Source organism: Paenibacillus sp. SER-28 (assembly GCF_052906305.1).
This window is the reverse complement of sequence record NZ_JBRECM010000002.1, coordinates 713,117-740,104: the sequence shown is the minus strand read 5'-3', so window position 1 is coordinate 740,104 and position 26,988 is coordinate 713,117. Positions and strand designations below refer to the sequence as shown.

Annotated in this window: 21 protein-coding genes and 1 riboswitch; of the genes, 6 read left to right on the top strand and 15 right to left on the bottom strand. The window is 45.6% G+C overall.

The annotated features are described in order from the left end of the window. Positions 1-3 precede the first annotated feature (3 nt). Complete coding sequence (locus ACUYLD_RS08955) at positions 4-810, top strand: polysaccharide deacetylase family protein (protein ID WP_069289669.1); 807 nt, start codon at positions 4-6, stop codon at positions 808-810. A gap of 198 nt (positions 811-1,008) precedes the next feature. Here the strand turns inward: ACUYLD_RS08955 and ACUYLD_RS08950 are convergent, their stop codons facing one another. The 3 genes from ACUYLD_RS08950 to ACUYLD_RS08940 form a co-directional block, all read right to left on the bottom strand. Then, positions 1,009-1,677: a 3D domain-containing protein gene (locus tag ACUYLD_RS08950; RefSeq protein WP_250261219.1), complete on the bottom strand. Its 669-nt coding sequence runs from the start codon at positions 1,675-1,677 to the stop codon at positions 1,009-1,011. Positions 1,678-1,683: 6 nt separating this feature from the next. Further along, positions 1,684-1,853, bottom strand: a riboswitch (cyclic di-AMP (ydaO/yuaA leader). A gap of 234 nt (positions 1,854-2,087) precedes the next feature. Further along, a complete protein-coding gene (locus tag ACUYLD_RS08945; RefSeq protein WP_061828246.1) occupies positions 2,088-2,810 on the bottom strand; it encodes an amino acid ABC transporter ATP-binding protein in 723 nt (240 codons plus the stop codon). Continuing rightward, complete coding sequence (locus ACUYLD_RS08940) at positions 2,797-4,260, bottom strand: ABC transporter substrate-binding protein/permease (protein ID WP_250261218.1); 1,464 nt, start codon at positions 4,258-4,260, stop codon at positions 2,797-2,799. The genes ACUYLD_RS08945 and ACUYLD_RS08940 overlap by 14 nt, the downstream gene beginning before the upstream one ends. A gap of 148 nt (positions 4,261-4,408) precedes the next feature. Between ACUYLD_RS08940 and ACUYLD_RS08935 the strand changes: the two genes are divergently transcribed. Together ACUYLD_RS08935 and ACUYLD_RS08930 are read left to right on the top strand one after the other, a co-directional pair. After that, positions 4,409-5,587, top strand: a complete 1,179-nt coding sequence (locus ACUYLD_RS08935; RefSeq protein WP_061828244.1) for a M20 family metallopeptidase — start codon at positions 4,409-4,411, stop codon at positions 5,585-5,587. 42 nt (positions 5,588-5,629) lie between these two features. Further along, complete coding sequence (locus ACUYLD_RS08930) at positions 5,630-6,700, top strand: hypothetical protein (protein WP_446674827.1); 1,071 nt, start codon at positions 5,630-5,632, stop codon at positions 6,698-6,700. An 86-nt stretch (positions 6,701-6,786) separates the two neighbouring features. Here ACUYLD_RS08930 and glgA read toward each other — a convergent pair whose 3' ends face one another. Next, a complete protein-coding gene (glgA, locus tag ACUYLD_RS08925) occupies positions 6,787-8,229 on the bottom strand; it encodes a glycogen synthase GlgA (protein ID WP_446674826.1) in 1,443 nt (480 codons plus the stop codon). Positions 8,230-8,250: 21 nt separating this feature from the next. Beyond that, the gene (gene glgB, locus ACUYLD_RS08920; protein ID WP_446674825.1) at positions 8,251-10,173 is read right to left on the bottom strand and encodes a 1,4-alpha-glucan branching protein GlgB; all 1,923 of its coding nucleotides are present in this window, start codon (positions 10,171-10,173) and stop codon (positions 8,251-8,253) included. A gap of 236 nt (positions 10,174-10,409) precedes the next feature. On the opposite strand from glgB, the gene ACUYLD_RS08915 reads away from it, so the two are divergent. Beyond that, positions 10,410-11,636, top strand: a complete 1,227-nt coding sequence (locus ACUYLD_RS08915) for a glucose-1-phosphate adenylyltransferase (RefSeq protein ID WP_446674824.1) — start codon at positions 10,410-10,412, stop codon at positions 11,634-11,636. Between the two features lie 88 nt (positions 11,637-11,724). Here the strand turns inward: ACUYLD_RS08915 and ACUYLD_RS08910 are convergent, their stop codons facing one another. The 5 genes from ACUYLD_RS08910 to ACUYLD_RS08890 all read right to left on the bottom strand — a co-directional run bounded on the left by ACUYLD_RS08910 (position 11,725) and on the right by ACUYLD_RS08890 (position 17,142). Then, entirely contained in the window at positions 11,725-13,149 is a 1,425-nt protein-coding gene (locus ACUYLD_RS08910; RefSeq protein ID WP_446674927.1) for a sensor histidine kinase, read from the bottom strand. Next, positions 13,146-13,844, bottom strand: a complete 699-nt coding sequence (locus ACUYLD_RS08905; RefSeq protein WP_023988960.1) for a response regulator transcription factor — start codon at positions 13,842-13,844, stop codon at positions 13,146-13,148. Before ACUYLD_RS08905 ends, ACUYLD_RS08910 begins: the two co-directional genes overlap by 4 nt. Position 13,845: 1 nt before the next feature. Continuing rightward, the gene (locus ACUYLD_RS08900; protein ID WP_446674823.1) at positions 13,846-15,180 is read right to left on the bottom strand and encodes a hypothetical protein; all 1,335 of its coding nucleotides are present in this window, start codon (positions 15,178-15,180) and stop codon (positions 13,846-13,848) included. Continuing rightward, positions 15,177-15,902 (bottom strand): phosphonate ABC transporter ATP-binding protein, encoded by a 726-nt coding sequence (locus ACUYLD_RS08895; RefSeq protein WP_029517452.1) that lies wholly within the window; start codon positions 15,900-15,902, stop codon positions 15,177-15,179. The genes ACUYLD_RS08900 and ACUYLD_RS08895 overlap by 4 nt, the downstream gene beginning before the upstream one ends. Before the next feature lie 82 nt (positions 15,903-15,984). Further along, positions 15,985-17,142, bottom strand: a complete 1,158-nt coding sequence (locus ACUYLD_RS08890) for an MFS transporter (RefSeq protein ID WP_446674822.1) — start codon at positions 17,140-17,142, stop codon at positions 15,985-15,987. Positions 17,143-17,581: 439 nt separating this feature from the next. Here ACUYLD_RS08890 and ACUYLD_RS08885 point away from each other — a divergent pair, with 439 nt between their 5' ends. Continuing rightward, on the top strand, positions 17,582-18,499 hold the full coding sequence (locus tag ACUYLD_RS08885; protein WP_061828235.1) for a hypothetical protein: 918 nt from the start codon (positions 17,582-17,584) through the stop codon (positions 18,497-18,499). A gap of 66 nt (positions 18,500-18,565) precedes the next feature. Then, positions 18,566-19,330 (top strand): HAD family hydrolase, encoded by a 765-nt coding sequence (locus tag ACUYLD_RS08880; RefSeq protein ID WP_029517450.1) that lies wholly within the window; start codon positions 18,566-18,568, stop codon positions 19,328-19,330. 69 nt (positions 19,331-19,399) lie between these two features. On the opposite strand, the gene ACUYLD_RS08875 is transcribed toward ACUYLD_RS08880, so the two are convergent. From ACUYLD_RS08875 to lpdA, 5 genes are all read right to left on the bottom strand, one after another. After that, positions 19,400-21,757: a DNA topoisomerase 3 gene (locus ACUYLD_RS08875; protein ID WP_446674821.1), complete on the bottom strand. Its 2,358-nt coding sequence runs from the start codon at positions 21,755-21,757 to the stop codon at positions 19,400-19,402. A gap of 528 nt (positions 21,758-22,285) precedes the next feature. After that, entirely contained in the window at positions 22,286-23,773 is a 1,488-nt protein-coding gene (locus ACUYLD_RS08870) for a glutamate synthase subunit beta (RefSeq protein ID WP_061831490.1), read from the bottom strand. 237 nt (positions 23,774-24,010) lie between these two features. Beyond that, positions 24,011-24,499, bottom strand: coding sequence for a dihydrofolate reductase (locus ACUYLD_RS08865; RefSeq protein WP_446674820.1), 489 nt, complete (start codon positions 24,497-24,499; stop codon positions 24,011-24,013). Positions 24,500-24,516: 17 nt separating this feature from the next. After that, positions 24,517-25,311 carry a thymidylate synthase gene (gene thyA, locus ACUYLD_RS08860; protein WP_013310507.1) on the bottom strand — a complete coding sequence of 265 codons (795 nt, stop codon included), beginning with the start codon at positions 25,309-25,311 and terminating at the stop codon, positions 24,517-24,519. Positions 25,312-25,565: 254 nt separating this feature from the next. Continuing rightward, positions 25,566-26,987, bottom strand: coding sequence for a dihydrolipoyl dehydrogenase (gene lpdA, locus ACUYLD_RS08855; protein WP_061831492.1), 1,422 nt, complete (start codon positions 26,985-26,987; stop codon positions 25,566-25,568). Position 26,988: the final 1 nt, after the last annotated feature.

The window sequence follows — 26,988 nt, the reverse complement described above, 5'->3', positions numbered from 1 at the left end:
CATATGCCGTACAGGGGAGTGTTGCCATGCTTGGCACTGTTACTAGCATTCTCAAGTTTACCCGTTCACGCGGATGCGCCTCCCAACACCGGAACGCCCCATCCCAAGGAAGCAGCTGTTGCTTCTTCTGTACATCAGAGCACAGATCGAGCAACTCCTACATTAGCAATGCTGCGTAAAAAACATGCGGACATTTTTAAAATGTGCGGCCCACACACCCGCCAAATTGCCCTAACCTTTGATGATGTGCCCGATTCTAGGTATACGCCGCAGGTTTTGGACGTATTACACGCTAATGGCATCAAAGCCACCTTTTTCATCGTCGGTCACCGTGCGGAAAAGCATCCGGGGATCATACGCCGTATTATCCGTGAAGGCCATGCTATAGGAAACCATTCCTATACTCATCCGGATTTTAGGAAGGCCACACCAGAACGCTTTCGCAACCAGATTACAAAAACAGAACGTATTTTACAAGCCAGCGCAGGTTTTCGCCCCAAGTTGATTCGTCCACCCTACGGTGAAATCACGGAGCCTCAAATCCAATGGGCACGTCGTCATGGCTATATGATTGTCAATTGGAATGTAGACTCTCTCGATTGGAAGGGATTAAGTAAAACACAAATTCAACGCAATGTGATCCCAGCTACCGGGCCTGGCTCTATTATTTTAATGCACGCAGGTGGAGGTCAAAGTTCCAACTTGCAAGGCACTGTCCAAGCTCTGCCGGGTCTAATTCACTCTCTAAAAGCTAAGGGCTACAAATTTGTGACAGTCCCCCGGCTACTCCACACATCGGAACGGAAATAACCATATGTTTATGATTGAGCTGCAAGCTAAAGCAACGTAAAAAGGCTGTCTTACCAGCAGAAGTTTTCTGCTCGTCAAGACAGCCTTTTTTATGGATAAGACCTGATAAGAGTCCGACCTAGTTATATGCGGTAGGATACAGGCATTAAGTTTACATAATATATATTATGTTTAATTAAACCGTATATACGTACAATGCTATTTATCAATAACGTACAGCTTCACATTTTGAAATCCAAAGTCGTTCACAAATGATTTGTTGCCAGGAATAAAGATATCAATCCGCTTTCCTGTAATGGCGCTACCCTGATCGCGAGCGACAGCTACAAAAGAATGATCCGGCAAACCTGGGTGGGAATAGCCTGTAACCAGCACTTTCGTGCCCATCGGAATGACGTTCGGGTCTACCGCAATTGTACCTAGTTTAAGCGGATTGCCGTAGTAGTCCACTGCTCCCCATTTACCATTCTCGTCGGCTGCGGCAGAATACGCTGAAGCCTTAACGTCAACTATTTTGCTATAGTTGAATGTTTTGCCCCACGCTTCAATCGTTGGCCCCTCATTCGCTGGTGCTTTCTCCGTAAGAAGCTGCGGCTTCGAATCCGAAGCTGCCTTCACTCTTTTTTCGCCAGGCACCTTAATTTGCAGACCTGCATATATATTGTTGGAAGCAATGTTTGGGTTCGCCTTCGTTAGCTCGTCTACCGATACTCCATAACGTTGAGCAAGCAAAAAGAAGGTATCGCCCTCTTTGGCAGTGTGAAGCGAAGCAGCATCCGCTACTCCAGCTGTCTGTGCCAACCCTGCAATAGCTGCGGCAAGCACCGCAAATTTCATCGTTTTACCAATATGTTTTAGATGTTTCAAAGATATGTACCTCCTCTGTTATGCCTGCGAAGTTAGCTGTCGGATTCGGACTCAGGAGAAGCCCTATGCTTGTGCAATTCACCCCTAGGCATATTCCACATCGTCTTTATGACGTATCGGAATGACTGCCGTTGTTACGTCCCCCGCACTTCCCATAGTTTGGGCCCAGCTTAAGCGGTTGTCATAACCACATGCTGTCCCGGTAAGTTTTGGCTTACTGCATATTATCACAATTTTGTAACCTTATCCGCATGAAAATGTTGGGAACCTTGAACATCATACTACACTTGTTACAATTTTGTCATCAACAAATCGATATTTGTTACGAAAGTATAGGGAAATGGTGACAAAAAGAAAAAAAGCCCTCTGTCAAACGGAGGACTTTTTTTATAGATTATATCAGCACTTCCTTACAATACTTTGGCAAGAAAATCACGGGTGCGATCATGGCTTGGAGTGCCAAATACCTGCTCTGGTGTACCTTGCTCCACAATTTGACCGTTATCCATAAAGATAATTCGATCGCCTACCTCGCGGGCAAAGCCCATTTCATGCGTCACGATTACCATTGTCATGCCGCCTTCGGCGAGCTTCTTCATTACATCCAGAACCTCTCCAACCATTTCAGGGTCCAATGCAGAAGTCGGCTCATCGAACAGCATTACATGCGGCTGCATGGCCAAAGCACGCGCAATCGCAATACGTTGCTTCTGTCCTCCGGATAGCTGGTTCGGATAGGTATTCTTCTTATCCTCAAGCCCTACGGTACGCAAGAGTTCTAGCGAAATTTTTTCCGCTTCCTTCCCTGACTGTCTTCTAACCTGTGTTGGGGCAAGTGTCAGGTTCTGCAACACTGTTTTATGCGGGAACAGATTAAAATGCTGGAACACCATCCCCATCTTCTCCCGGGTTACATTAATATTATGGCCACGAGCTGTAATCGGCTCGCCCTCAAATAAAATCTCCCCGTCTGTAGGCTGTTCCAACAGATTCATACAACGCAAAAACGTACTCTTCCCCGAACCACTGGGGCCGATGATGACGACGACTTCACCTTTGGCGATATCTATATCAATGCCTTTTAAAATCTCATTCTTACCGAACGATTTACGCAGTTGTTTAACGGTGATCACTGGCTCTCAACTTCCTTTCCCATAAACCCAGCAGCTTAGACAAGCTGAATGTCATTACAAAATAAATAGCGGCTGCGATTACGAACGGACTTAATCCTTCGTAGGTGATGTTCTTAATGACCTGGGCCTGATACATAATATCCACCATCCCAATGGTCGAAATAATGGAGGATTCTTTAATGATCGTAATAAACTCATTACCGATAGCAGGCAAAATAGATTTAAACGCTTGCGGCAAAATGACATGACGCATAGCTTTACCGCGTCCCATACCCAACGAACGAGCAGCCTCCATCTGTCCACGGTCTACTGCCTGGATACCTGCCCGGAAAATTTCAGCCAGATATGCTGAACTATTCAGAGACAATGTGATTATACCAGACTGGAGTGGGGTAAAATTGACACCCAGCGTCAAAGCAACCCCGTAGTGAATGATCATGAGTTGTACCAGCATAGGTGTGCCACGCAGGATCTCCACATAAGTGGTACCTAACCACTCAATGATGCGTATACCGCTCATCCGCAGCAAGGATACGATCAGACCAATGATAAATCCAAACAGGACTCCGAGTGCAGACAGCAACAGAGTGTAGCCGATACCCGTAGCGTAAAAACTGCGGTATTTCCAAAAAATATCTACGATGTTATTAGAAGAAACCTGTCGATCTGCAGAGAGCGCGCTCGCTTCTGTGGAAAACTTCTCAATCGACCCGTCCGCTTTCAGGCGAGCCAACGTTTTATTTACAGAGGCAAGCAATTCTGCGTTCCCCTTGCGTATACCTACTGCTGTTTCTGCTCCGGCATCCTCAGGCACCGCCTTGGCAAGTGTTACGGTACCATCTAACGTGTATCCTTTAGCAACCGTATCTTCGATCACAACAGCGTTGATACGCTGGGTCCGCAGCTGGAGTACCAGATCGGATATTTTGTCCAGTGAGGTTACAGTGGCATTGGGTACTTTTTGAGCAATTTCTTCCTGAATACTCCCTTTTTGTGCGCCAATCTTCTCGCCTTTCAAAGCATCCATCGTAGGATATTTGTCTTTATCCTCTGGGCGTACCATAATGACTTGCTTGGAGCGATAATATACATCTGAAAAATCAATGCTCTTTCTCCGCTCATCCGTCGGTGTCATACCGGACAGTACCAAGTCTACACGACCACTTTGCAAAGCAGGCAGCAAAGAGTCAAAACTCATGTCCTCAGGGACCATCTCCGCATCCAAATCTTTGGCGATTTCCTTGGCGATATCCACATCGAACCCAACAATGGTATCCTTACCGTTAATGACTTTATGAAACTCATACGGCGGAAAGTCGGCACTCATGCCCACTACAAGTTTTTTCTGTGGCTTTGCTTCCGTTCCGTATGCAGTGAGCATGGGAAGACCAGTCAACAGCAAGATGACCGCCGACAAAACCAGGGCGGTAAAACGATATGCCTTTTTCAATCTTTTTTTCTCTCCTTAAATTCTTTATAATAAATAAGATTGTGTCATTATAAATGAATATGCATGATTATGCAATGAATGTTATAGTACAATTTCAGCATACCTAACGCAGTACCTACATTACAGTTTATATAAAGGAGTTTTCAGCATGGATTTTAAGCAGACCATTCAAAAGACAATTGAGCAGCATGCCCCACGGTTTAAGGACATTTCGTTATATATTGGCGCAAATCCTGAACTTGGAAACGAGGAATTTCTGGCCGCTGCCCGTTTAAAAGAAGAACTGGTTTTTCACGGTTTTGAGGTCCAGGCACCCGTATTGGGCATAGAAACCGCCTTTATTGCAACTTACAAATCTGCAAAACCCGGACCGGTTGTCGCTTTTCTGGCAGAATATGACGCTCTGAAAGGTCTAGGACACGCCTGTGGGCACCATTTGATATGTATGATGAGTACAGGTGCTGCCGTCGGCCTCAAGTCGATCATCGACGAAACCGGTGGAGAAGTACGGGTATATGGCACACCTGCCGAAGAAACACGCGGTGCAAAGGTCCCGATGGCCGCTGCCGGGTTGTTTGATGATTGCGACATAGCACTTATGACGCATCCTTATGACCGTTACGAAAAATCAGGCAAATCACTGGCGATTGATGCTGTACAATTCGAATTTTTTGGTCAATCCGCCCACGCGGCTGCCAGTCCGCACGAGGGCATTAACGCGCTGGACGCTGTGATTCAAACGTTCAATGGCATCAATGCGTTCCGTCAACAAGTAAAAAGTACAGTGCGTATCCATGGGATCATTAATCAGGGTGGGCAAGCAGCCAATATTATTCCTGATTACGCCTCAGCCCAATTTTATGTGAGGGCCGCTACACGTCAAGAACTGAACCCGCTGACTCGCCGTGTTATTCAAATTGCTGAAGGAGCTGCTTTACAGGCCGGGTGTCGTTTAGAGACCTCCAATTATGAGACATCTTATGATGAAATGGTCACAAACCGCGTACTTTCCGATGCCTTTACCGCAAATTTGGTGCAGGCTGGCATTTCGCAAGAAGATATAACGGAAGGTGAAGATCACGGCTCCATGGATATCGGAAATGTATCGCTTCATTGCCCTGCTATCCATCCGTACATTCAAGTTATTGACGAGAAGCATGCCTTGCATACACCAGAATTCCGCGATTTGGCGATGCAGGACCGGGCCATGGAAGGAATGCTGCTGGCTGCGAGAACCTTGGCATGGACTGCTTGCGATGTAATCACGAATCCTGAACTGCTAGCCCAAATAAAAAAAGAATTCTCTCTGCTGAATAACGAAAGCTAAATCTTAATTCCGTGTTCTTTCAGAAAGGAGCAGCCAGCCATCATGGATAGTATGAGCAGCTTTTGGACGTTGTTTATTGTGGTGGACCTCATCATTTTTTGGTTTATATTCCGTGCAATACGCAGGAACCGGGGAAACAGAAAAACACGGCGCCGGAATGCTTTTTTCCTCAGTTCCCCTTCTCCTTCGTCCCTTACACAGGAGCGTCATCCAGAGATTACAGAGCTGATGCAGCTACTGGAGCAATCCATTCCCGCCTCCTATGCTCATTGCGTAAGGAGTCGTGTAATGGAAGCCCACCCAGAGCTGACGGACCAAGAATATGATTGGCGCTGGCATGAGCTAAAACGATATTTTATGCTATGCGCGATTATGAATAGAGTGCCTATGTTCAGTAGTGATGTGGATGAATTATGGCACGAAATGTTGATGTTTACCCGCGAATATCAGCAATTCTCGGAAGCTTTTTTTGGTCGTATGCTTCACCATGCGCCCCATTCCGGCGGCTCTAAGCCGATGCCTGAGGAGCGGGCGTGGTTTGACTGGTTGTATGTGGAATGCTTTGGCTGGAACCGCTATAGCGCTAGTTTGTGGGGTACTTTTTTTAATCATCCATTACCGAACGACGAGCTTTCGCGCTATTATAAACTCGCAACTTCGGCGCAGCCAGCAGGTGACCGCTGGAATACGCAGGAGAATACAGCCATTTCACAGCAGGCCCAACAAGCGGTTCATAAGATTGTACAAAATCTGCGCGAGCGGGTGAATAAAGCGGTGGATGATCCTGAGGGTACGCAATTGCCTAAGGTCAACTATTTACAGGTCGACTATTTATTATTAGCTGTTGTGTGGTATTCATGGTATCAACCTGAACAATTTGCCGTACACATGCACCCGGATGCTACAGGTAATGCCGTATTAGCTAGCTCATCCGGCTGTAGCTCGGCAAGCGGTTGCTCGAACTGGGATACACATCACTCGCACCATCATTCCTCCCATGACAGTTCTCATCATGGAGGCTCTTCTCACCATGATTCAGGCGATTCTGGTAGTCATTCTTCGTGTAGCAGCGGCTCTTCATGTGGAAGCAGCTGTGGTGGCGGGGGCGACTGATCATAGCAAAAAGGGAATTCCTCAGCCAAACACTGGCTAAAGGGATTCCCTTTTTCATTAACATGACTATGGTGTTCCTACTCTGTTCAGTCCGTCTTTGTTAGCAAATGGTAAATATCCATATATGCTTTAGCTGAAATATCCCAACTATATTCTCCTGCAAAAGCCGTCTGTGTAAGTTTCGACCAATGCTCAGATTGGCGATAAAAATGAACAGCACGACGAATAGTGTTCAGCATATCATGTGCATTGTAGTTCGTGAAACTAAATCCGTTTCCTTCCCCTGTGGACTCATTGTAAGCCTGCACAGTATCGTTAAGACCCCCTGTTTCTCGCACAATAGGGATACTTCCATAACGAAGCGCCAGCAGTTGGCTGATCCCGCAAGGCTCAAACCTTGATGGCATAAGATACATATCACTTGCCGCATATATTTTTCGTGACAGAGGTTCGCTAAAAGCGAGCTGCGCCGACATTTTCAGTGGATAGCGTCCCGCTGCCTCACGAAACCAATGCTCAAAAGCCGGATCCCCTGTTCCCAGCACGACAAACTGGATATCATCATAATACAGGATTTCGTCAAGCACTCTCGTTACCAGATCTAGCCCCTTCATATCTACAAGCCGGGTTACCATGGCAATCATAGGTATGTCTGGCCGCACCGGCAGACCCAACTCTTTTTGCAGGCCAATTTTGTTTTCCTTTTTCTTTGTCAGACTCGTGCGGTACTTCGTATAAATACGATTGTCCGTGGCAGGATTGTAGCTTTTGGTGTCAATTCCGTTCACAATCCCTGTTAAGCGACCCTGATCTCCCAATTTACGAAGCAGACCCTCCAGCCCGTATCCGTAAAATTCGGTTTGAATCTCCTCTGCATAGGTTGGACTCACGGTCGTGACATGATCCGAGTACGTAAGCCCACCTTTCATAAAATTCAGTCTGCCATGATACTCCACACCCTCGGGGGTGAAATAGCTTCCATCCAGGTTGAGCAGCTCAGTTAAGACCTCATACGGAAAATCCCCTTGATACAGCAGATTATGTATCGTAAACACCGTGCGAATATCGCTGTAGAAGGGCAAATGTCGATAATCGGCATTCAGAAGCAGCGGAACCATTGCCGTATGCCAATCATGACAATGCAAAATATCCGGCCGAAAGTTCAGTTCAGGCAGCATTTCTAAAATCGCCCGGTTAAAAAAGGAAAAACGTTCGCCATCATCCATATAACCGTAAATACCGTCACGACCGAAGTAATACTCATTGTCAATAAAATAAAACTTGATTCCGTCTAATGTCAGTTCCTCTATTCCACAATATTGATTACGCCAGCCTACGGCTACTTGCTTCACCGCTACCGGACGCAGAGACTTTTTATAAGTATCGGGAATCCCCGCATATTTAGGTAAAATGATTCGGACGTCGCACCCCGCCTGACGAAGTGCCTTCGGCAGTGCGCCAATGACATCAGCCAACCCGCCTGTTTTAATAAATGGATGTGCTTCTGCTGCCGCAAACAAAATGTTCATATGTGCTTCCTCCTTATGTGTTTAATCTGCTTTTTTAGGCCTCCGAGGCGCTTTCTTGAGTACAACGATGCTTAAGGGTGGTATGGTCACCTCCAAGCTGTGAAGCTGTCCGTGGCAAGGAATGGAGGCGGTCCGTATCACTCCGGTATTTAGCTGGCCATTTCCCCCAAAGTCCTTATGATCACTGTTCAGCAGTTCGATATAACTCCCGGCCTTTTCCAGCCCAATTCGATAGTTCTCTCTGGGCACGGGCTGAAAGTTAATTAGCACGACCAGTGTATCTCCCGGCTTTTTACCTTTACGTAAATACGTAATTACGCTCTGCCCACGGTCCTCCGCTTCAATCCACTGATATCCATCCCACGAATGATCCAGTTCCCATAACGCCTTTTCCTGAATATACAAATGATTCAGCGCTTTCGTATAAGCGTGCAGCGAACGGTGACTGTCATAATCCAACAGAAACCAGTCAAGCTGCTCTTCATCCTTCCATTCGATGAATTGGCCGAATTCCCCTCCCATAAATAAGAGCTTTTTGCCCGGTGAGGTGATTTGGTAACCGAGAAGCGCTCGAAGCCCGGCAAATTTTTGCTCATAGCTACCTGGCATTTTATCAAGCAGCGACTTCTTACCATGAACAACCTCATCGTGCGACAACGGCAGTGTAAAATTCTCGCTGTACGCATAAGCTATGGGGAATGTCAGCAAATTATGGCGCTCTGGCCTTTGATCGAAATCCGTTTCGATATAATCAAGCGTATCGTTCATCCAGCCCATATTCCACTTGTAATTAAAACCGAGTCCTCCATCGCTTACCGGGGAAGTCACCATCGGCCAGGCACTGGACTCCTCTGCCATCATCAGAGCATACGGATAATAGCGGAATACTGTTTCATTCAGTTGTTGAAGGAAGGCAATAGCCTCCTCATTTTCAATACCTCCTTTAGAGTTAAAACGATATTGACCGTCCTGCTTTTCAAAATCCAGCCGTAGCATACTTGTCACAGCATCTACGCGCAGGCCGTCAATATGGTACACATCCATCCAAAATAGCGCATTAGATATCAGGAAAGAACGCACCTCCGGCTTGCTGTAATCAAACGTCAGCGTTCCCCAGCCGGGCTTTTCCGCAATCAGCGGATCCGCGTATTCGAACAGGGGCGATCCGTCAAACAGCCTTAATCCATGAGCATCTTTTGCAAAATGGGCTGGCACCCAATCCATCAGCACTCCGATTCCCGCCTGATGGCAACGATCCACCAAATACATAAAATCATGCGGTTCTCCATAACGGCTTGTGAGTGCAAAATATCCGGTAAGCTGGTAGCCCCAGGAAAGATCATACGGATGCTCACTCAGCGGCATCAGCTCAATATGTGTATACCCCATATCGGTCACATAAGGCACAAGAAGCTCAGCTATTTCCCTGTATGTATAAAACGTACCATCTTCTTTTTGCTTCCAAGTGCCCAGATGAAGCTCGTATATGTGCAGAGGCTTTCCATAAGGTGCTCTACGTTTTCGGCGCCAAATCGCATCGTTCCAAGCATAACCATCTATAGAAGCTACCACAGAAGCCGTTGCTGGTCTCACTTCAGCACGTACCGCGTAAGGGTCTGCTTTCAGAAATCGTTCACCATTTGCACCCGTAATGTCGTATTTGTAAAAAATTCCTTGGGATATCCCCGGAAAAAAACGACTCCAAAAACCGGATTTGGGAACCCTATATAAGGAATCCTGTTCCCCATTCCAGTTGTTGCGATCTGTAGCAAGCCCGACATGGAGAGCATGAGGAGCCCAGACCGTAAAGCGGACGCCCTGTTCTCCGTTCTCCACAGTAAGGTGGGAACCCAAAGATCGGTAGCTATGATAAAGCGTTCCTTCATGAAACAAATAAATATCTTCCGATGAAATAGCCTGTTGCGGAAGAGTTTGGTCTGTCATCACGTCACCACCCTTATATGTTTTGTAAGTAAAAATGTATGAATCGGTAATGCATTCGCTTTTGGGTCAAAGCTGACTTGAGTTATTACCCCATTCTAGCCACATTGAACAGAAAAATGACTAGGAAAAAAATAAACCTTAGTTTTGGGGGAATCTTATATACCTTATGGTTTCAAGAGTACCCCATACCGTTTATGTATGTACTACACTGACAACTAAACCGGGAGGGAAACGAAATGTTTAATAAAGAATGCATTGCCATGCTGCTGGCAGGCGGAGAGGGACGCCGTCTTGCTCCCCTTACTTCAACGATTGCAAAACCCGCCGTACCTTTTGGCGGTCATTACCGGATCATCGATTTTCCTCTCAGTAACTGCGTAAATTCAGACATTGATACTGTAGGTGTCTTGACGCAATATGAGGCAGAATCCTTGCACGAACATATCGGAGATGGAACACCCTGGGGTCTTACAAAAACAGATGATAAAGGAATTACCCTGCTTCCATCTTATAACACAGGTAACGCTGAATACTTAGGAACGGCAGATGCTATTCATAAGAATATCGAATATATTGACAGCCAAAATCCGGAGCATGTGCTTATTTTATCCGGTGATCATATTTACTATATGAATTATCGTGAAATGCTGAACCACCATAAGGAAAAAGGAGCTGCGGCTACCATTTCTGTCATGGAGGTACCTTGGGATGAAGCACACCGTTTTGGTGTTATGAGTGCCGATGAAGATCTGCGTGTCACAGAATTTGCAGAGAAACCGGAGAAACCGGAAAGTAATTTGGCCTCTATGGGGATTTACCTTTTCAAATGGGATTACTTGAGAAATTACTTGTTAGAAGACGCACAGGATGCTCAATCCAGTCATGATTTTGGTAAAGATATCATCCCTAAAATGTTAGCGGACCAAGAATCCTTGTACGTTTATGAATTCCAGGGCTATTGGAAGGACGTAGGTACCGTTAAAAGCCTATGGGATTCACACATGGATTTGTTAGAGGATGATTGTGCTATCGACCTTCAACGCAAGGACTGGCCGATGTATACACGTGAACGCCGCACAAGGTTGAGCGCACAAAAGGTACCTAACCGTCAAACACAACCATTGGGCAGCTTGTTGCATGATTCCTGCCAAGTAGAGGGCCGAATAGAACGCTCCGTTGTATTTAGTGGTGTCGAGATAGGTAAAGGTTCAGCCATCAAAGAAAGTATCGTTATGCCTGACACACGCATTGGACGTAACGTCCATATTGAACATGCGATTATCGGTGAAGGTGCTGTGATTCGCGATGGTGCTGTCATTAAAGGTAATCCGGGCGAAATTATGGTCATCGGACCCAATGAAACGGTATTTGGTAAAACGGCAGTACGACCGCAAACTACACGTATGCTGAAAGAAGCTTACGAGCGCAATACACGCTTGCGTGCCGAAGGTTTTACCTCATAACGTTACCCCAAATTAAAAACAGCCAGCCCTCCCGATTTGAGAGGACTGGCTGTTTTTCTAATTAAATCTATACAATGGGTCTTTTAAATCAGTCCTCAGTAAGTTGTGATGGTTCCACGGATTGCTCTGCTTGCAGAGCAGGTAATGAAACCGTAATGGTAGTTCCAGCCCCCAGTTCACTTCTGATGAGCATCTGACCATGATGGCGCTCGATAAACTGTTGCGAGATTGCCAATCCCAGTCCAGTACCACCGTTTTGGTGGTCTACCTGGAAAAAGCGGTCTCTGACTCTGGCAAGGTTTTCAGCACTAATCCCAATCCCTGTATCTTGTACGGATATCTCGATATTGCCATCAATCCGTTGTAGAGACAGAAAAATAATCGAGCTTTCATGCGAAAACTTGATAGCATTATCCACAATGTTCAAAAACACCTGTTTTAGACGGTTACCGTCTCCATGGACGAGATATGCCGTTTCCTCCGAATCCAGCTGAAGTTTTATCTGCTTCATTTCTGCCTTGGCCCATACGTTCAGCATAATTTCCTGTAAAAGCTCCCGTAGATCCACCGTTCCCATCACAAGCTTCATGGCATTTTGCTCCAACTTGGAAAAATCGAGAATTTCCTCCACCAAGCCAATCAGCCGATCGGTCTCCTTAGAAATAATCTTCATCCCGATTTTCGTCTCTTCCGGGTCATATCCGCCAGAATTTAACGTTTCACTCCAACCCTTAATAGATGTAAGTGGAGTACGCAATTCATGAGATATGGATGAAATAAAATCATCCTTGATTTGATTTGTTCTGACAATTTCCTGTGCCATATAGTTCAGAGTCGAAGCCAGTTCACCCAACTCATAACGATAATCGCCTTCAATGCGTGCATCAAACCTCCCCTGAGCCATCTGAGCAGATACATCACGGATATTATTAATCGGTCTAACAATGGAATTCGCGAGCCCTGTGCTGACTACAAATACAATAACCAGTACAGCTGCCATGATGCCAAGAGAAAACAGCGTAATCGTAAACAGCTTATCATTTACCAATTCCAGCGAAGTCGTATACCGAATAACATACACCTGGTCTCCGACGATATTGTCCAGTTTTTGAGATACCGCCATCACCTGCTGCCCCGTACTCGGTTGCTTTCCGATCCATTTGCCTGTATCTCCAGCTAATGCTTGTGTGACATCACTTGTTTGCACACTTAGATCTGCTGCAAAATTCGTCGAGTTATCAATTACATTTCCCTGTTCATCGAGCAATTGCAGTTCAGTGAAGGGCAGAGAAAATGTATTTAACAAATACGATTGCAAAGACTGTTCCGGCTCTTTGAATTTGGGTGCAAATTCACTTACCGATTCGATACGGCTTTCGATATGTTTGTAAATGGAGTCGTAATAGTACGACCGGAGTGCAAACATAAAAATGACTTCTACTAACAGAAGCGCCAAGAACACTACGAAAAAATAGTGAAGCACAATCTGTCGGCGAATCCCCTTTTTGATCATTGAGACTGACCTTTCCATTTATATCCATGTCCCCAGACTGTTTGTAAAAAAGCTGGCTCGGAAGGATTGTTTTCAATTTTCTGCCGCAGACGTCGGATGTTCACATCCACAATTTTCGGATCGCCCATATATTCCTTGCCCCATACGTGGTCAAGTAGAACATCTCGGCTGAGTGGCGTGTTTTCTTTTTCGAGAAAAAATTGAATCAAGGAAAACTCAGTCGGTGTCAGCTCGATCAGCTGCCCGCTCTTCTTAAATTGCTTAGCAATCAAATCTAGCGTGAACGGCCCGGATTGGAAGGATACTTTGGCTGCTGTTTCACGATGTACATTCACCCGACGCAATAACGATTGAATACGTGCAATCAGCTCCGTCGGGCTAAAAGGCTTGCTCACATGATCATCGGCCCCTACAGACAAGGCATACACCTTATCCTGCTCCTGTACCTTCGCTGTGAGAAAAATAATGCCGATGCGCTCATTCGTTTCCCGGATTCTCCGACAGACCTCAAAACCATCCATACCAGGTACCATTACGTCGAGCAGTGCAATATCAATATCCCGCACCGTGTTCAAAATATTCAGAGCCTCATGCCCTTCCGACGCCTCCAACACCTCAAAACCGTTACGCTTCAAGTTAATGACGATAAAGCTGCGAATGGATTCCTCATCTTCCATGATTAAAACTTTACTCACTCTACTCTACCTGCCTTTCCCCCATCTTGTTTTTAATGGTTTTACGCGGTTCCAGCTCACTGGATCGCTTAATGCCAATGACCTGCGCATTCGTTCTCCACAGTTGGCTATAACCTTCGTTGTTTCGTTCCCATTGTGACAACGAGAAAAATTTAATTTCCGCTATCGTTTTGTCTGTATCATCCAAAATGAAGCGCAAATAGCTGTCCTTCTTCGAAACTTTCGGATCAATAGTCACCTTGCCATGCAGCTCTTTCGGTAATCTGAAGTAGACCTGTTCATTAGAATCACGATACTGCTGCTGCTTAAAAATCGTCCCTTTCGCCCCGTCCCACTGATAGAACGACACAAAATATGGAACCTCATCCAGCGGCTTGTTACTCCAACCTTTAGGCTTCTCCAAATTACCAAATTCCAGAATGCCGTCACCATCCACATCACCACTGGCGATGGTCGCATCCTTGAAGGTGACATCCATAAGATTAAGCTTCCTGAGCTTGCCGTGATCCATCACAATAACATTGGAAACGGTAGTGGTCTGGGCAATTTTGGTGTCTATAATAATCCCCTGCCTACCCTCGGCTACCTTGCCAGCAACGACATTATAGACACTTAAGACCTGACTGTCCAAATCCAACGATCCGATTTCCTTAAAGGTTCCCCCACTGAATTGAAACGTTTTAACAGTAAAGAATTCATTACGTCGCAGCGTGATAATCGTCAAATCATTCAAATTATCCCCGTTCAAGTCCATCTTGTTATGGTTAAAATCATCTACGACGAAGTCCGTATAACCTGTAGCATATATTTTCTCCAGAGTTCCTCCGGTATAGGAATACACGATGAGTCCCTTCTGATCCCCGCCATCTCCACTATCTCCGCTGGAAAAACCCGCTACAATATCGAGTGTTCCATCATTCGTTAAATCCACGAGCTTAAATGACTCCAGCACAGTGCCTTCCCCATCAAACGTCAGCTTCTTTACCCACGTTCCGCCCTGATCTTCAAACAAGGCACCATGTATTTTTACGCTCTCATCTGGTGTTTCATAAAAGAGCACTGCTTCGTCTGTGCCATCATTGTTCAGATCACCCGTCCGAATTGGCGTCGGGTCATCTGGGTCATTCGGCCTTAAAGGCTGTACCGCCCCTAGCTGCGTATTCACTGCACCATTCAACTGCTGTTTCTCGTCAGACATCGTCGGTGTCTCCATCAGCGAAATGGGATCGCTAATAACATTACAGCCGCTTAAAAATCCAGCAAGGAGCAGCAAGGAACAGCAGCCAGCCACCATTCTTAACAGCATTATATTCACTTCTCTTGCCGTCCCCTTCACAATTTGTTCTTTTCTGCTTGTGTCAATCGTCTTCCCTGAATATCAAACACCAACTCACCATCATTCAACCCCCATATACGGGAAGCAAAGCGTTCAGCCATTTCCAGCGGCAATACAGTCATGATCGTCACCCGCTCGTCAGAACACAGCTTGCGAAAGGTCTCCAGTACATGCGCTGCCGAAGCTGGATCAAGTCCATTTACAGGCTCATCAGCTAAAATAACTTTAGCTCCGTGCACGAGAGCACGCGCAGTCGCTACCCGCTGCCGCTCGCCACCGCTGAGCTTGTCACATTTATCATGCGCCTTATCCAGCAGACCCAGATCCTCCAGTACGTCCATCGCTCCCATATAATCGTCGGAACGCACCATCCCCGTCACCATTCTCCACATTGGAGTTTGACCGGATCTGCCAATGAGCACATTTTTAAGAGCGGTTCGATTCATATTTAGATGCGGGTTTTGCTCCAGGTATGCCCATTCCCGCTTTATTTTCATCTTGCCCGTCCACCCGGATTTCAGCACATCATTGCCACCTACAATTAAACTGCCTTCATCCCATGGCTCTTGTAAAGCAAGACAGCGAAGCAGCGTTGTTTTGCCGCTTCCACTTGGCCCCACTATGGCAATGAATTCGCCCTGATGAATTTCAGCATCAATTCCTCGAAGTAGCTGGGTCCGTTCAGGCCCCACTTGCTTGGTCAGCTTCCGAATTTTAATCATCTAAGTGATTCCCCTTTGCGCGCCATCAATACTGTTTATATTTTATAGTAAATGTGAAACAAATACCATGCAAACCGCAGTTTTAAACCGCCGTTACTCTTTTTCTGGAAAACAAACCTAACAATCCGAAAACAACGTAACTACCTCCAAGGACAAGAAACATGCTGCCTTGAGTTCCAAAGTCCAGCAACCCTCCGCTAATATTAGGTCCGATCACACTTCCCAGATTAAAATGAAAGGATGCCAGTACATTCGCGGCTGCTAAAAATGATTTGGGCAACAGATCAGCGGCGTAGGCCAAACCGAGGGAGAAAAAGGAGCCTACTAAACCACCTGCTAGAGTCAGCAATATCAAAGTGAACATAAAATGATTGCCGCTCCAAGGTAGCAACATAAAGGTCATTCCCCCTGCTATACCTACGCTCATTAGCACCTTTTTACGTCCCCAACGGTCACTCAATATCCCTAGCGGTAGCTGCAGCACTAACCCTCCCAAACTGACGAACGGCAGCAAGGCGGCGATTTCATCGGTATGAAAGCCAATACGCAGGCCATAGACTGGAAAGTTACTGTTCAGGCTCGCTTCCATATAGCCGTATAGAAATGCAGGCAAAAGTGCATACCATGCCCAGCTGTAGCTGCGACGAAATCTTTGAGTGGGACGCGCCTCGGACTCCAGCCTCTCCGGTCTGGAGTCCGGCAGCTTAATTAACACCAACAGCAAAACAAGCAAGCATAATAAGGCCAACGCAGCGAATGGAACCAGCATTCCATAATCGAGTAGCCATAATCCCAATGGTCCTAATGCAAAACCCAGACCGTATGACATACCATAAAAGGAAATGTTGCGGCCTCGCTTCTCTGCTGGAGTCACCAGCAATATCCATAGCTGCGCAGAGTAGTGCAATGCACTGTCACCAATACCTACTAGCAGACGCAGTATGAACCATACCCGAATATCAGGGATTAGCGGGAATAGCAGCAGCGTAACGAGCACTAGCACAAGCCCTCCGGCCATCAGCTTTTTGAACCCTAACCACCCCAATGTCTGTTCTGCCACCAACGTCATTGCGAATGAACCAATATACAGGGCAGCCGCATTCATTCCGTTTAGTGAAGATGAAACTCCCATTTGTTCCAACGAGATAGACAGAATAGGTAATAATAAACCTTGGCATAATCCGGCAACAATAATAACAGCAATTAAAATAAAATAATGAACCCGTAACGACGACGACATCCTAGCTCCTCCTGATCGAACAAATAAAATAATTAAAATCAATGTTAAGAAATGATTTGCATTTGATTCCATAATCAATAATAATTCTTATCACTATGTATTCCATGCCGTCCTGCAAAACCGGCAAATCACATATACAAATTCAGGTGTAATTAGTGTATTAAAGAATAGAAGAAAAAAATCGCCATCTGAGATGACGATTTTACGGAAAGAGCTTGTCTGGTATGTATCCGACTCCTTCGGTTAAGGAGCCTCGTATGTTCAATCCGAACCCATTCACGTCACAACGCACTATTTCATATTATAGTGGACAATCCCTGGCAGAACAAGCCATAATAAATAAGTGAGCAATTATTAAAATGCTCATGTTTTGCTTATGGACGGGCTTAATTACGTTCACCGCTCTGGGCTAGAAGACAGAATAGGAGGCATTGGTTCCATGAGTTATCAAATTAAAATAGACACTTCTCCAATTTATGAATTGCTCGGCAGCTTCATGGCCTATGTGACTAAAAAGTGGGTCCAAGATATGGACTTGGGCCATGAATGGATCGACAAGGTAGATGCACGACTACAACATGAAGTTCGTACTGAGCTTGCTACAGCTCAGGATTGCCCTTTTAGCGATTATGACGCACTCTATGCCTGGGCGTTACTTCGACCGGAATCGGATGAAATATCTGATTATATCTCTTATTTGGACCACGGTCCGGATAAAGATATGTTTGAGCTGCTCGTTCCGCATATCCCTTTTTTAACTTTTGAAGAATCTTTACGCATTCGTAAGGTATACGCACCACTCCTCAGATTGTGGGATCGTGATTATTTTCGGGCCTTGGAAGGCGAACTACGTGTGTTGGCAGAAGAAGACGCTGCGGAAAAGCGCATGCTGCTGAGTAAGATGGAACCGGAAGCACTGGTTGAATATGCGACAGCTGGACTAGTCGTGCCACACGTGGAAGACCTGGATACAGTAGTCCTATTTCCGGTTGTCCATAATCGCCCGATTAATTCATACTGTTTTTATACCCGCACACTTCTGATCCAGTATCCGGTAGATATCCCCGAGGAGAGCGAGGAAGAACCGCCTACGCTTCTGCTACGGCTTACTCGTGCGGTCAATGATCCGCAGCGGCTGCGAATTCTACGTTATGTAGCTCAAGGTCCTAAGTCTCTCGAAGACATGCGCCACGATTTGAGCCGTTTGGAAGATACACTCATGTCTGATATGATGATTTTACGAGTGGCTGGTCTGCTCCGTATTCACATCGGACGTTATCATAAGGAAAAATTCAGCATCCGTCCCGATGGCGCGGCTGATTTACAGGTATTTTTGGAATCCTATATTGGATTGTAATTTGAATTGTACTTTTAGTTATAACCGAAGCAGCGTTAAAGCTTTGGCTTGGAAGGAGTATGCATCATGTCGTATCCGAAGCAGCACATTTTATTTGATCTTGATGACACCTTAGTCCACTGCAACAAGTATTTTGACCTTATCCTCAACCACTTTTTCGATTTGCTTCAGGAATGGTTTGCAACTCATAACCTAACGAAAAATACGATTCGTGAAAAACAAATCGAAATTGATGTGGCTGGAGTTCATCAGGTGGGCTTTGCCAGCGAGCATTTCCCACAATCTCTGATAGATACGTACCAATTTTTCTCGGAACAATTCGGACGCCGTCTCGATTCACGGGAAGAGCAGGAGCTTCGCTCTCTTGGCCGAAGTGTATACGAACAGGAAATCGAACCGTATCCAGGCATGGTCGAAACGCTGAACTCCCTCCAAAAAGCAGGGCATTCCCTTCATCTTTATACAGGCGGTGAGCAGATCATTCAAGAAAGAAAGATTGAACAAATGAAACTGGCTACCTACTTTGATGACCGCATCTACATTCGTCAGCATAAAAATGTTGAAGCACTAGAAGAAATCATCCAGATGAATCGCTTGGACCGAAGCATCACCTGGATGATCGGGAATTCTCTGCGCACTGATGTATCTCCAGCCCTTGCTGCAGGTATTCATGCTGTCTATCTCAAGCAGCCTAAGGAATGGATTTACAATATGGTTGAATTGCAAAAAAACGTAAATTCCGTGATGTATACGATACAGAAGCTGACGGAAGTACCACGGGTTATCCACGAAAGCATACAATTACATCAACAAAAAAGGACCCTCGGATAGGGTCCCTTTTTTGTATTTAAATTGTTATTTAACCTTTGATTCAGCCAAAATAGTGGTCTAAACCCTGTCTCAGGATTCCTCTCGAACGCTAAGTTGTCCTGTACCTGGTTCATTTAGAATAATTCGCGCTTTGACGGTCGATCCATCTTTACGCTTAAAAGACAACAATTGCGTCTGTCCCTTTGTCAACAGAGACTTGAGCATCGTTTCGGTAATCTGCTTGCCAGCATATTCCTTCCAGACGACAAAACCACAGCCCTGCTTGTAGTGGCTGCACCCATACCCTTTACGCCCTTCAATAATGCTTCCGCCACAATTAGAGCATGGGCAGCTACCCAAAGCTTGCCTTTGGCTCACTGAAATGCCTGAGGGTCCGTCGGAAGAGCTGCGTGCAGCGGAACTTGCTGTTCCCGCAGCACGACTTGCTGGTGGTGCTGCTTGCTCCAGCGTTGCGCTTCCAGCGTTGCCACCGCGTCCTGATGTAGCACGCCCCACCCCCTTGGCGGCGGTGCGTCCACTCGCACATGCACTACGTGCGCCTTCTTTTCCAGCCGCACGCTTCCCCCTTGCTTCCTCGCCAAAGGCATCTGCCGGAGCTGGTGGCTGCTGCCTCACCTTGTCAATGATGGACAACGTAAATCTTTTAACGTTATCCATAAATTTCTCCTGAGCCGCCTCACCCTTGGAAATTTGATGTAGACGACGTTCCCATTGACCTGTCATCTCCGGCGAGGCTAATAGATCAACCCCGGCATGACGGATCAGATCAATAGCCATCTTTCCCTTTTCCGTAATAAGAATCTTTTTGCCCTTCATTTCAATATAGCCAACCTTTTTCAATCGTTCAATTGTGGCAGCCCGTGTGGCAGGTGTGCCTAAGCCGGCATCCTTCATGACCTCACGTAATTCCTCATTCTCCATCTGTTTGCCCGCGCTTTCCATCGCCTTAAGCAATGTACCCTCCGTGTAGCTTTTGGGGGGCTGAGTTGCCTTTTCTTTCATCTCAGCGCGAACGCACTCCACCGGACGTCCCGCATCAATCTCAAACTTCTTGTCCGTCCACTCGTCCGTTTCCTCTTCATCCTCTTTTTTCGATGATTTGCTCTTTTTACCTTTATCTTGGTCAACCTTACTTAAAACTACTTTCCATCCCAAGGAAAGAAGCTCTTTGATATTTGTTTTAAACAGATGCTTGTCCACCTGCGTCATTACGGTATGCATTTTATATTCAGCAGGCGGAAAAAAATGTGACAAAAACCTGCGAATAACCAGGTCATATACGTTTTGCTCTTCCTTACTTAGCGTACCTGGTCTTTTTAACGTCGGCAGAATAGCATGGTGATCCTCAACACGAGATGGATTGCAGACCGATTTATTCTGTTTATGGACCAAGTTGGGGTTGGCTTGTTGTACCAGATCAGCATAAGGACCTGTCCCCAGCATCCGTAGCGCCTTGTGCATGCCGTCTATATTTTGCTCTGTTACATAGTTAGAATTAGTACGAGGGTAGGAAATGACCTTGTGACGCTCATAAAGCGCTTGTGCCACATCTAGTGTTTTTTTGGCCGAATAACCGTACTTGGCATTCGCCTCGCGTTGAAGCAACGTTAAATCGTACAATTTAAAAGGATACTCTTTTGTCTGCTTTGTGTCATATTTGGTGATTTTACCCGTTTTTCCGCGAACGGCCGCAGCGATCGCCTCAGCTTCCTCCGGCTTCGTCAGCCGATCCCCCTGCCACGCACCTTTGTACTTGATCTGATCTTGCTTGAATTCAGCCCACACATCATAGAAGGTTTGAGACTGAAATGCCTCAATTTCCTTTTCCCGGTCATGAATCAGTGCCAGCACGGGAGTCTGCACCCGCCCTACTGACAGCAGTGTATTATGTCGTGTTGTGAACGCTCTGGAAGCATTCATTCCGATCAGCCAATCCGCTTCACTTCGTGCCCTGGCAGCTTGAGTCAGAAATTCAAACTCTGAAGCATCTCGCAATCGTTCAAAGCCTTTCGCAATACTCTCCGCTGTCAAATCTGAAATCCACAGTCGCTTAACTGGCTGATGCAACTTCAATTGCTGTTGAATCAACGCAAAAATATATTGCCCTTCCCGTCCAGCATCACAAGCATTTACGATGGCATTGCAGCGTTTAGCCAGTTCACCAATCATTTTCAGCTGATCCTTTGTTTTCGGATTCGGTACAATTTTGAACTGCTCAGGGATAATAGGAAGATCCTTAATATTCCATCGTTTGTACTTAGCATCGTATGCATCCGGCTCAGCCAAACCCAGCAAATGTCCGATAGCCCAGGTTACAATGTATTTCTCCCCTTCCAAATAGGTACGGTTATTTTTAGCCCGCGGCTCCATAACAGCTGCAATCGTCCGTCCCATATCTGGTTTCTCAGCAATAATCAACGTCTTCATTCATACTCCATTCCTTCCTGACGGCCTTCTGTTTCTCCTCCATGAATCATACATATACATGGAATGTTTATGAAAACACAGGTATCCCGGCCTCATGCAAAAGGAGCCTTCTCCCGACGAAAGCTCCTTTGTAAATTCATTTAGTCAAACGCTTCAACAATATACGTGTATTATACCATAGATACCATGGTTCTCTCAGGTCATGATTTTATACAGTCAACGAAAGTTATGTATATGTTAATTTATATAACATAAAAATCGGCTTTTATCTAATTTTCTTGCGAAACAATCCTTTTTTCTATAAAAAAATCTACACTAAACACCCCTTTTTATGTTATGATCAATTTAGATAAGAAATATATGGTGATACGATTAAATTTAAGTTATATTATATAACATATATTTCACAATGTTTCACAGCTCAATAATCATTTATTCATTTTTCGCTTCTGGCAGACTCAGCTTGAAATACAATAAAGCCCCATCCGAAGATGGAGCTTTGACTGATCCGTAACATGAAATTTATAATTACACCAAAACGGTAGCGCCCATGAGGTATTTATCAACTTCTCGTGCAGCTTCTCGACCTTCATTAATAGCCCACACGACAAGACTTTGTCCGCGACGCATATCACCTGCAGCAAAAACCTTATCCACATTAGTAACATATTTTCCATAACGTGCTTTAACGTTGGAACGACGGTCCGTCTCCAAACCAATTTGCTCTACAATCGTTTGCTCAGGACCATCAAATCCAATGGCAATAAGAGCAATTTGTGCAGGGAATACGCGCTCCGTACCTGGAATCGGTTGATAGATTTTGCGCCCTGTTTCATCAACAATCCGTTGAATTTGAATGGTGTGCAGCTCTTTCAGATTACCGTTCTCATCACCTACAAATTTGGTCGTCATGATGGAGAACTCACGTGGATCTTCTCCGAACAACGCCTTAGCTTCTTCCTGTGCATAATCGAGAGAATACACGTTTGGAAATTGTGGCCAAGGATTGGCAATCGGGTCACGCTCCATAGGCGCTTTGGTGTGTGTGCCAAATTGAGTGACACTCCGACATCCATGACGCAAAGAAGTAGCTACACAGTCCGAACCCGTATCACCGCCACCGATTACAATAACGTCCTTACCTTGGGAAGACAAATAGTTGCCATCTTCCAGATTGGAGTCCAAGTAACTTTTGATGGTACCATTCAGATAATCCATCGCATAATGAACACCCTTCAAATCGCTACCTTCAATGTTGAATTCTCTTGGCTTCGTAGAACCACCGCATAGGACAACAGCATCATATTCAGCAATCAACTGATCGGTAGGGATATCTTTGCCGATTTCCGTATTTGTGATGAATTGAATACCTTCAGCCTCCAGCAAATCCACACGCCGCTGAACAACCTTCTTATCCAATTTCATGGACGGTATGCCATACATCAATAATCCACCCACACGATCTGCACGCTCATACACAGTCACGCTGTGCCCTGCTTTGTTAAGCTGTGCAGCTGCAGCCAAACCTGCCGGACCCGAACCGACAACAGCCACTCGTTTGCCTGTACGCTTTTCTGGCGGATTAGGGACAACCCAGCCTTCCTCAAAACCCTTTTCGATAATAGCTTCCTCAATGGTTTTAATTGTAACAGACTGTCCGATCAGACCGACTGTACACGAACCTTCACATGGCGCAGGACAGACACGACCTGTAAATTCCGGGAAGTTATTCGTTTTGTGCAGCCGCTCTAGCGCTTCCTTCCACAAACCACGGTATACGAGATTGTTCCATTCCGGAATGAGATTATGAACCGGGCAGCCTAAAGTTGCTCCCATGATATCCATCCCCGTATGACAATAAGGAGTTCCGCAGTCCATACAACGCGCCCCTTGGGTACGCAGCTCTTCTTCAGACATATGCTTATGGAATTCTTCCCAATCCTTTATACGCTCTGCCGGGTCCCGGTCTGTAGGAAGCTGTCGTGTGTATTCCATAAATCCAGTTGGTGTAGACATATTACGTTCCCCCATCTCTTCGCTTATGAACCCCGATCATCCATTCAGAATTTAAGTCAAATTCGAATTTGTCTGTTTGTATTATGAAAGGGTCTGTTCTCGTTGAATTTGATTTATTGTATCACAATACAGCGTAAAAGTAATGAAAACTTATGCAACTTTTTGCATCAACACCAAAAGGATTTTTTATATGGTTTATTAATTTTTCAAATGAGTGGGGTCGGCTACAGTCTATTCTTATTCCGTTTTCTCGTAAACAACAAAACGGTACTCATATGGATTTCTGTCATCCTTGATACCCGGAGTCTCATTAACTATATTCCAACCGTTCCAATCCAGCTCAGGGAACGTTGTATCGCCTTCAAAAGTCTCCTCAATCCGAGTCACAATCAGCCGATCGGCATGTGGCCAAAACAGTGCATAAATCTCTGCTCCTCCAATGACCATTAGCTCCTCCTGCTTTGCTAATTGGAGCCCTTCTTCCAGTGAATGAATCACTTCCGCACCTTCCACCTGATAACACTGATCTCGAGTTAAGACGACGTTACGTCGGTTTGGCAGGCTTTTTCCTCCAAAGGATTCCCACGTCTTGCGCCCCATGAGTACCGTTTTATTAATCGTCTGCTCTTTGAAAAAGGCCATGTCTCTAGGGAGGCGCCAGGGAAGTTTGTTATCCTGGCCAATCACACCATTTTGTGCCATAGCCCATATCATTGAAATGCCCATTTTTCCACCTCCTCTAATCAGATGGCGACAGGCGCCTTAATCCCTGGATGATACTCGTAATTTTCAAAAGCAAAATCGTCATAGGTATAATCAAAAATCGAATCCGGTTTGCGCAGAATTTTTAACTGAGGCAACGGATAAGGATCACGTTCCAGCTGTGTATGCACTTGTTGCATATGATTTGAATAAATATGCACATCGCCGCCTGACCAAATAAATTCGCCGGGCTCCAAACCACACTGCTGTGCAACCATATGCGTAAGCAATGCATAACTCGCGATGTTGAACGGCAGCCCTAGAAAGGTATCCACAGAACGCATTGTTAGCATACAGGAAAGCTTTCCTCCAGCTACATAGAACTGAAATACAAAGTGACATGGCGGCAACTTCATGGATTCGATTTCTGCCACATTCCAAGCACTGACGATGTGTCGACGTGAGTCCGGATTGTTTTTAATTGCCTCTATGACATTCGCAATTTGATCAATATGTTGCCCGTCTGTTGTTTCCCACGAGCGCCATTGCGATCCATATACAGGCCCCAGATTCCCCTGCTCGTCCGCCCACTCATCCCAAATGGTAACTCCGTTCTCCTTGAGATAAGAAATGTTGGTATCTCCCCGCAAAAACCATAACAGCTCATGAATAACGGATTTCAAATGAACTCTTTTGGTGGTCACCAAGGGAAAGCCCTTGGCCAGATCAAAACGGAGTTGTCTTCCGAAAACAGATAGTGTCCCCGTTCCTGTACGATCCTCTTTTTTTACTCCATTCTCTAAAATATCCTCCAGCAGTTCCAAATAGTTGCGCACGTTATTCCTCTCCTTTGAGCATGAATAAAAACCTGGCATCGCCAGATTCTAATCTTTAAAATTCTTTTTCTGCACCAATATCTATATTTAGTTTATCATGTACGGTGCTTCGTTGACCATGTACTGTGTGAATTTTCATAGTAGTCCTGAAAATCCTAAAGTTTGAAAAAAAAGAGACAAAGAGCGCAGATATAGCGCTCCTTGCCTCTCTTTGTCATGTATGAAAACCAAAAACGAGATAATGAAAAATAGTATTAGCGACGTGGTGCCAAAGCATGGATCGGATGACCCAGCACGACTTCCGCTGCTTCCATAACGATTTCGCCCAATGTAGGGTGAGCATGAATAGTCAAGGAGATATCTTCGAGTGTAGCACCCATTTCAATCGCCAGACCCAGCTCAGCAATAAGGTTGGAAGCTTCCAGACCTACGATTTGCGTACCCAGTACCAGACCTGTGTCAGCGTCAGCTACGATTTTCACAAAACCTTCAGCAGCGTTCAGGGAAACCGCACGACCGTTTGCTCCATAAGAGAACTTGCCAACTTTGACATTGTAGCCTTTTTCTTTGGCTTCTGTCTCTGTGTAGCCTACGCTGGAGCATTCTGGATCCGTGAAAACGACAGCTGGCATACATTTGTAATCTACTACAGACGGCTCGCCTGCGATTGCTTCAGCAGCCACTTTACCTTCGTAAGAAGCTTTGTGTGCCAGAGCAAGACCAGCTACGATATCGCCGATTGCAAAGATGTGAGGAATGCTAGTACGTCCTTGGTGATCAACTTTCACCATTCCGCGCTCATCCAGTTCTACGCCGATCAGATCCAGACCCAGTTCACCGTCTGTGTTTGGACGACGTCCAACAGTTACAAGCAGATAATCAGCAGTTACTTCTTTGCTTTCGCCGTTAACGGAGAATTTCACCGTTACGTCTTTATCTGTTTGCTCTGCACTTTCCGCTTTAGCGCCAGTGAAGATTTCGATGCCAGTTTTCTTCATGCTTTTCGCAACGATCGAAGTCATATCTTTGTCGAAACCAGGAAGCACTGTATCCATACCTTCAATGATCGTTACTTTGGAACCGAATTTGGAGTACATTTGTCCAAGCTCTGCACCAATGTATCCACCACCGATTACGATCAGGCTTTTTGGAATTTCAGGCAGGTTCAATGCTTCTGTAGAAGACAGAATGCGTCCGCCAAATGGGAATGGTTTCAGTTCGATTGGACGGGAACCTGTTGCGATAATTGCATTTTTAAAACGGTAACGTGGTGATTCATGTTCGTTGAATACACGCGCTTCGTTTTCGTTGATGAACATGCACTCGCCATTGAAAACTTCAACTTTGTTGCCTTTGAGCAAGCCGCTTACGCCGCCTGTCATTTTTTTAACAACACCGTTTTTGAATTCTTGTGTTTTAGCAAAGTCTACTTTTACATTTTCAGCTGTAATACCGAAGGACTCGCCATGTTTAGCTGCTTCGTATTGGTGAGCTGCAGAGATCAAAGCTTTGGATGGAATACATCCACGGTTCAGACAGACACCGCCCAGCTCAGATTTGTCAACGATCAATACGCTTTGTCCCAATTGTGCGGCACGGATGGCAGCTACATAGCCGCCAGGACCCGCACCGATAACCAATGTGTCAATATCCAGAGAAGCGTCTCCTACTACCATT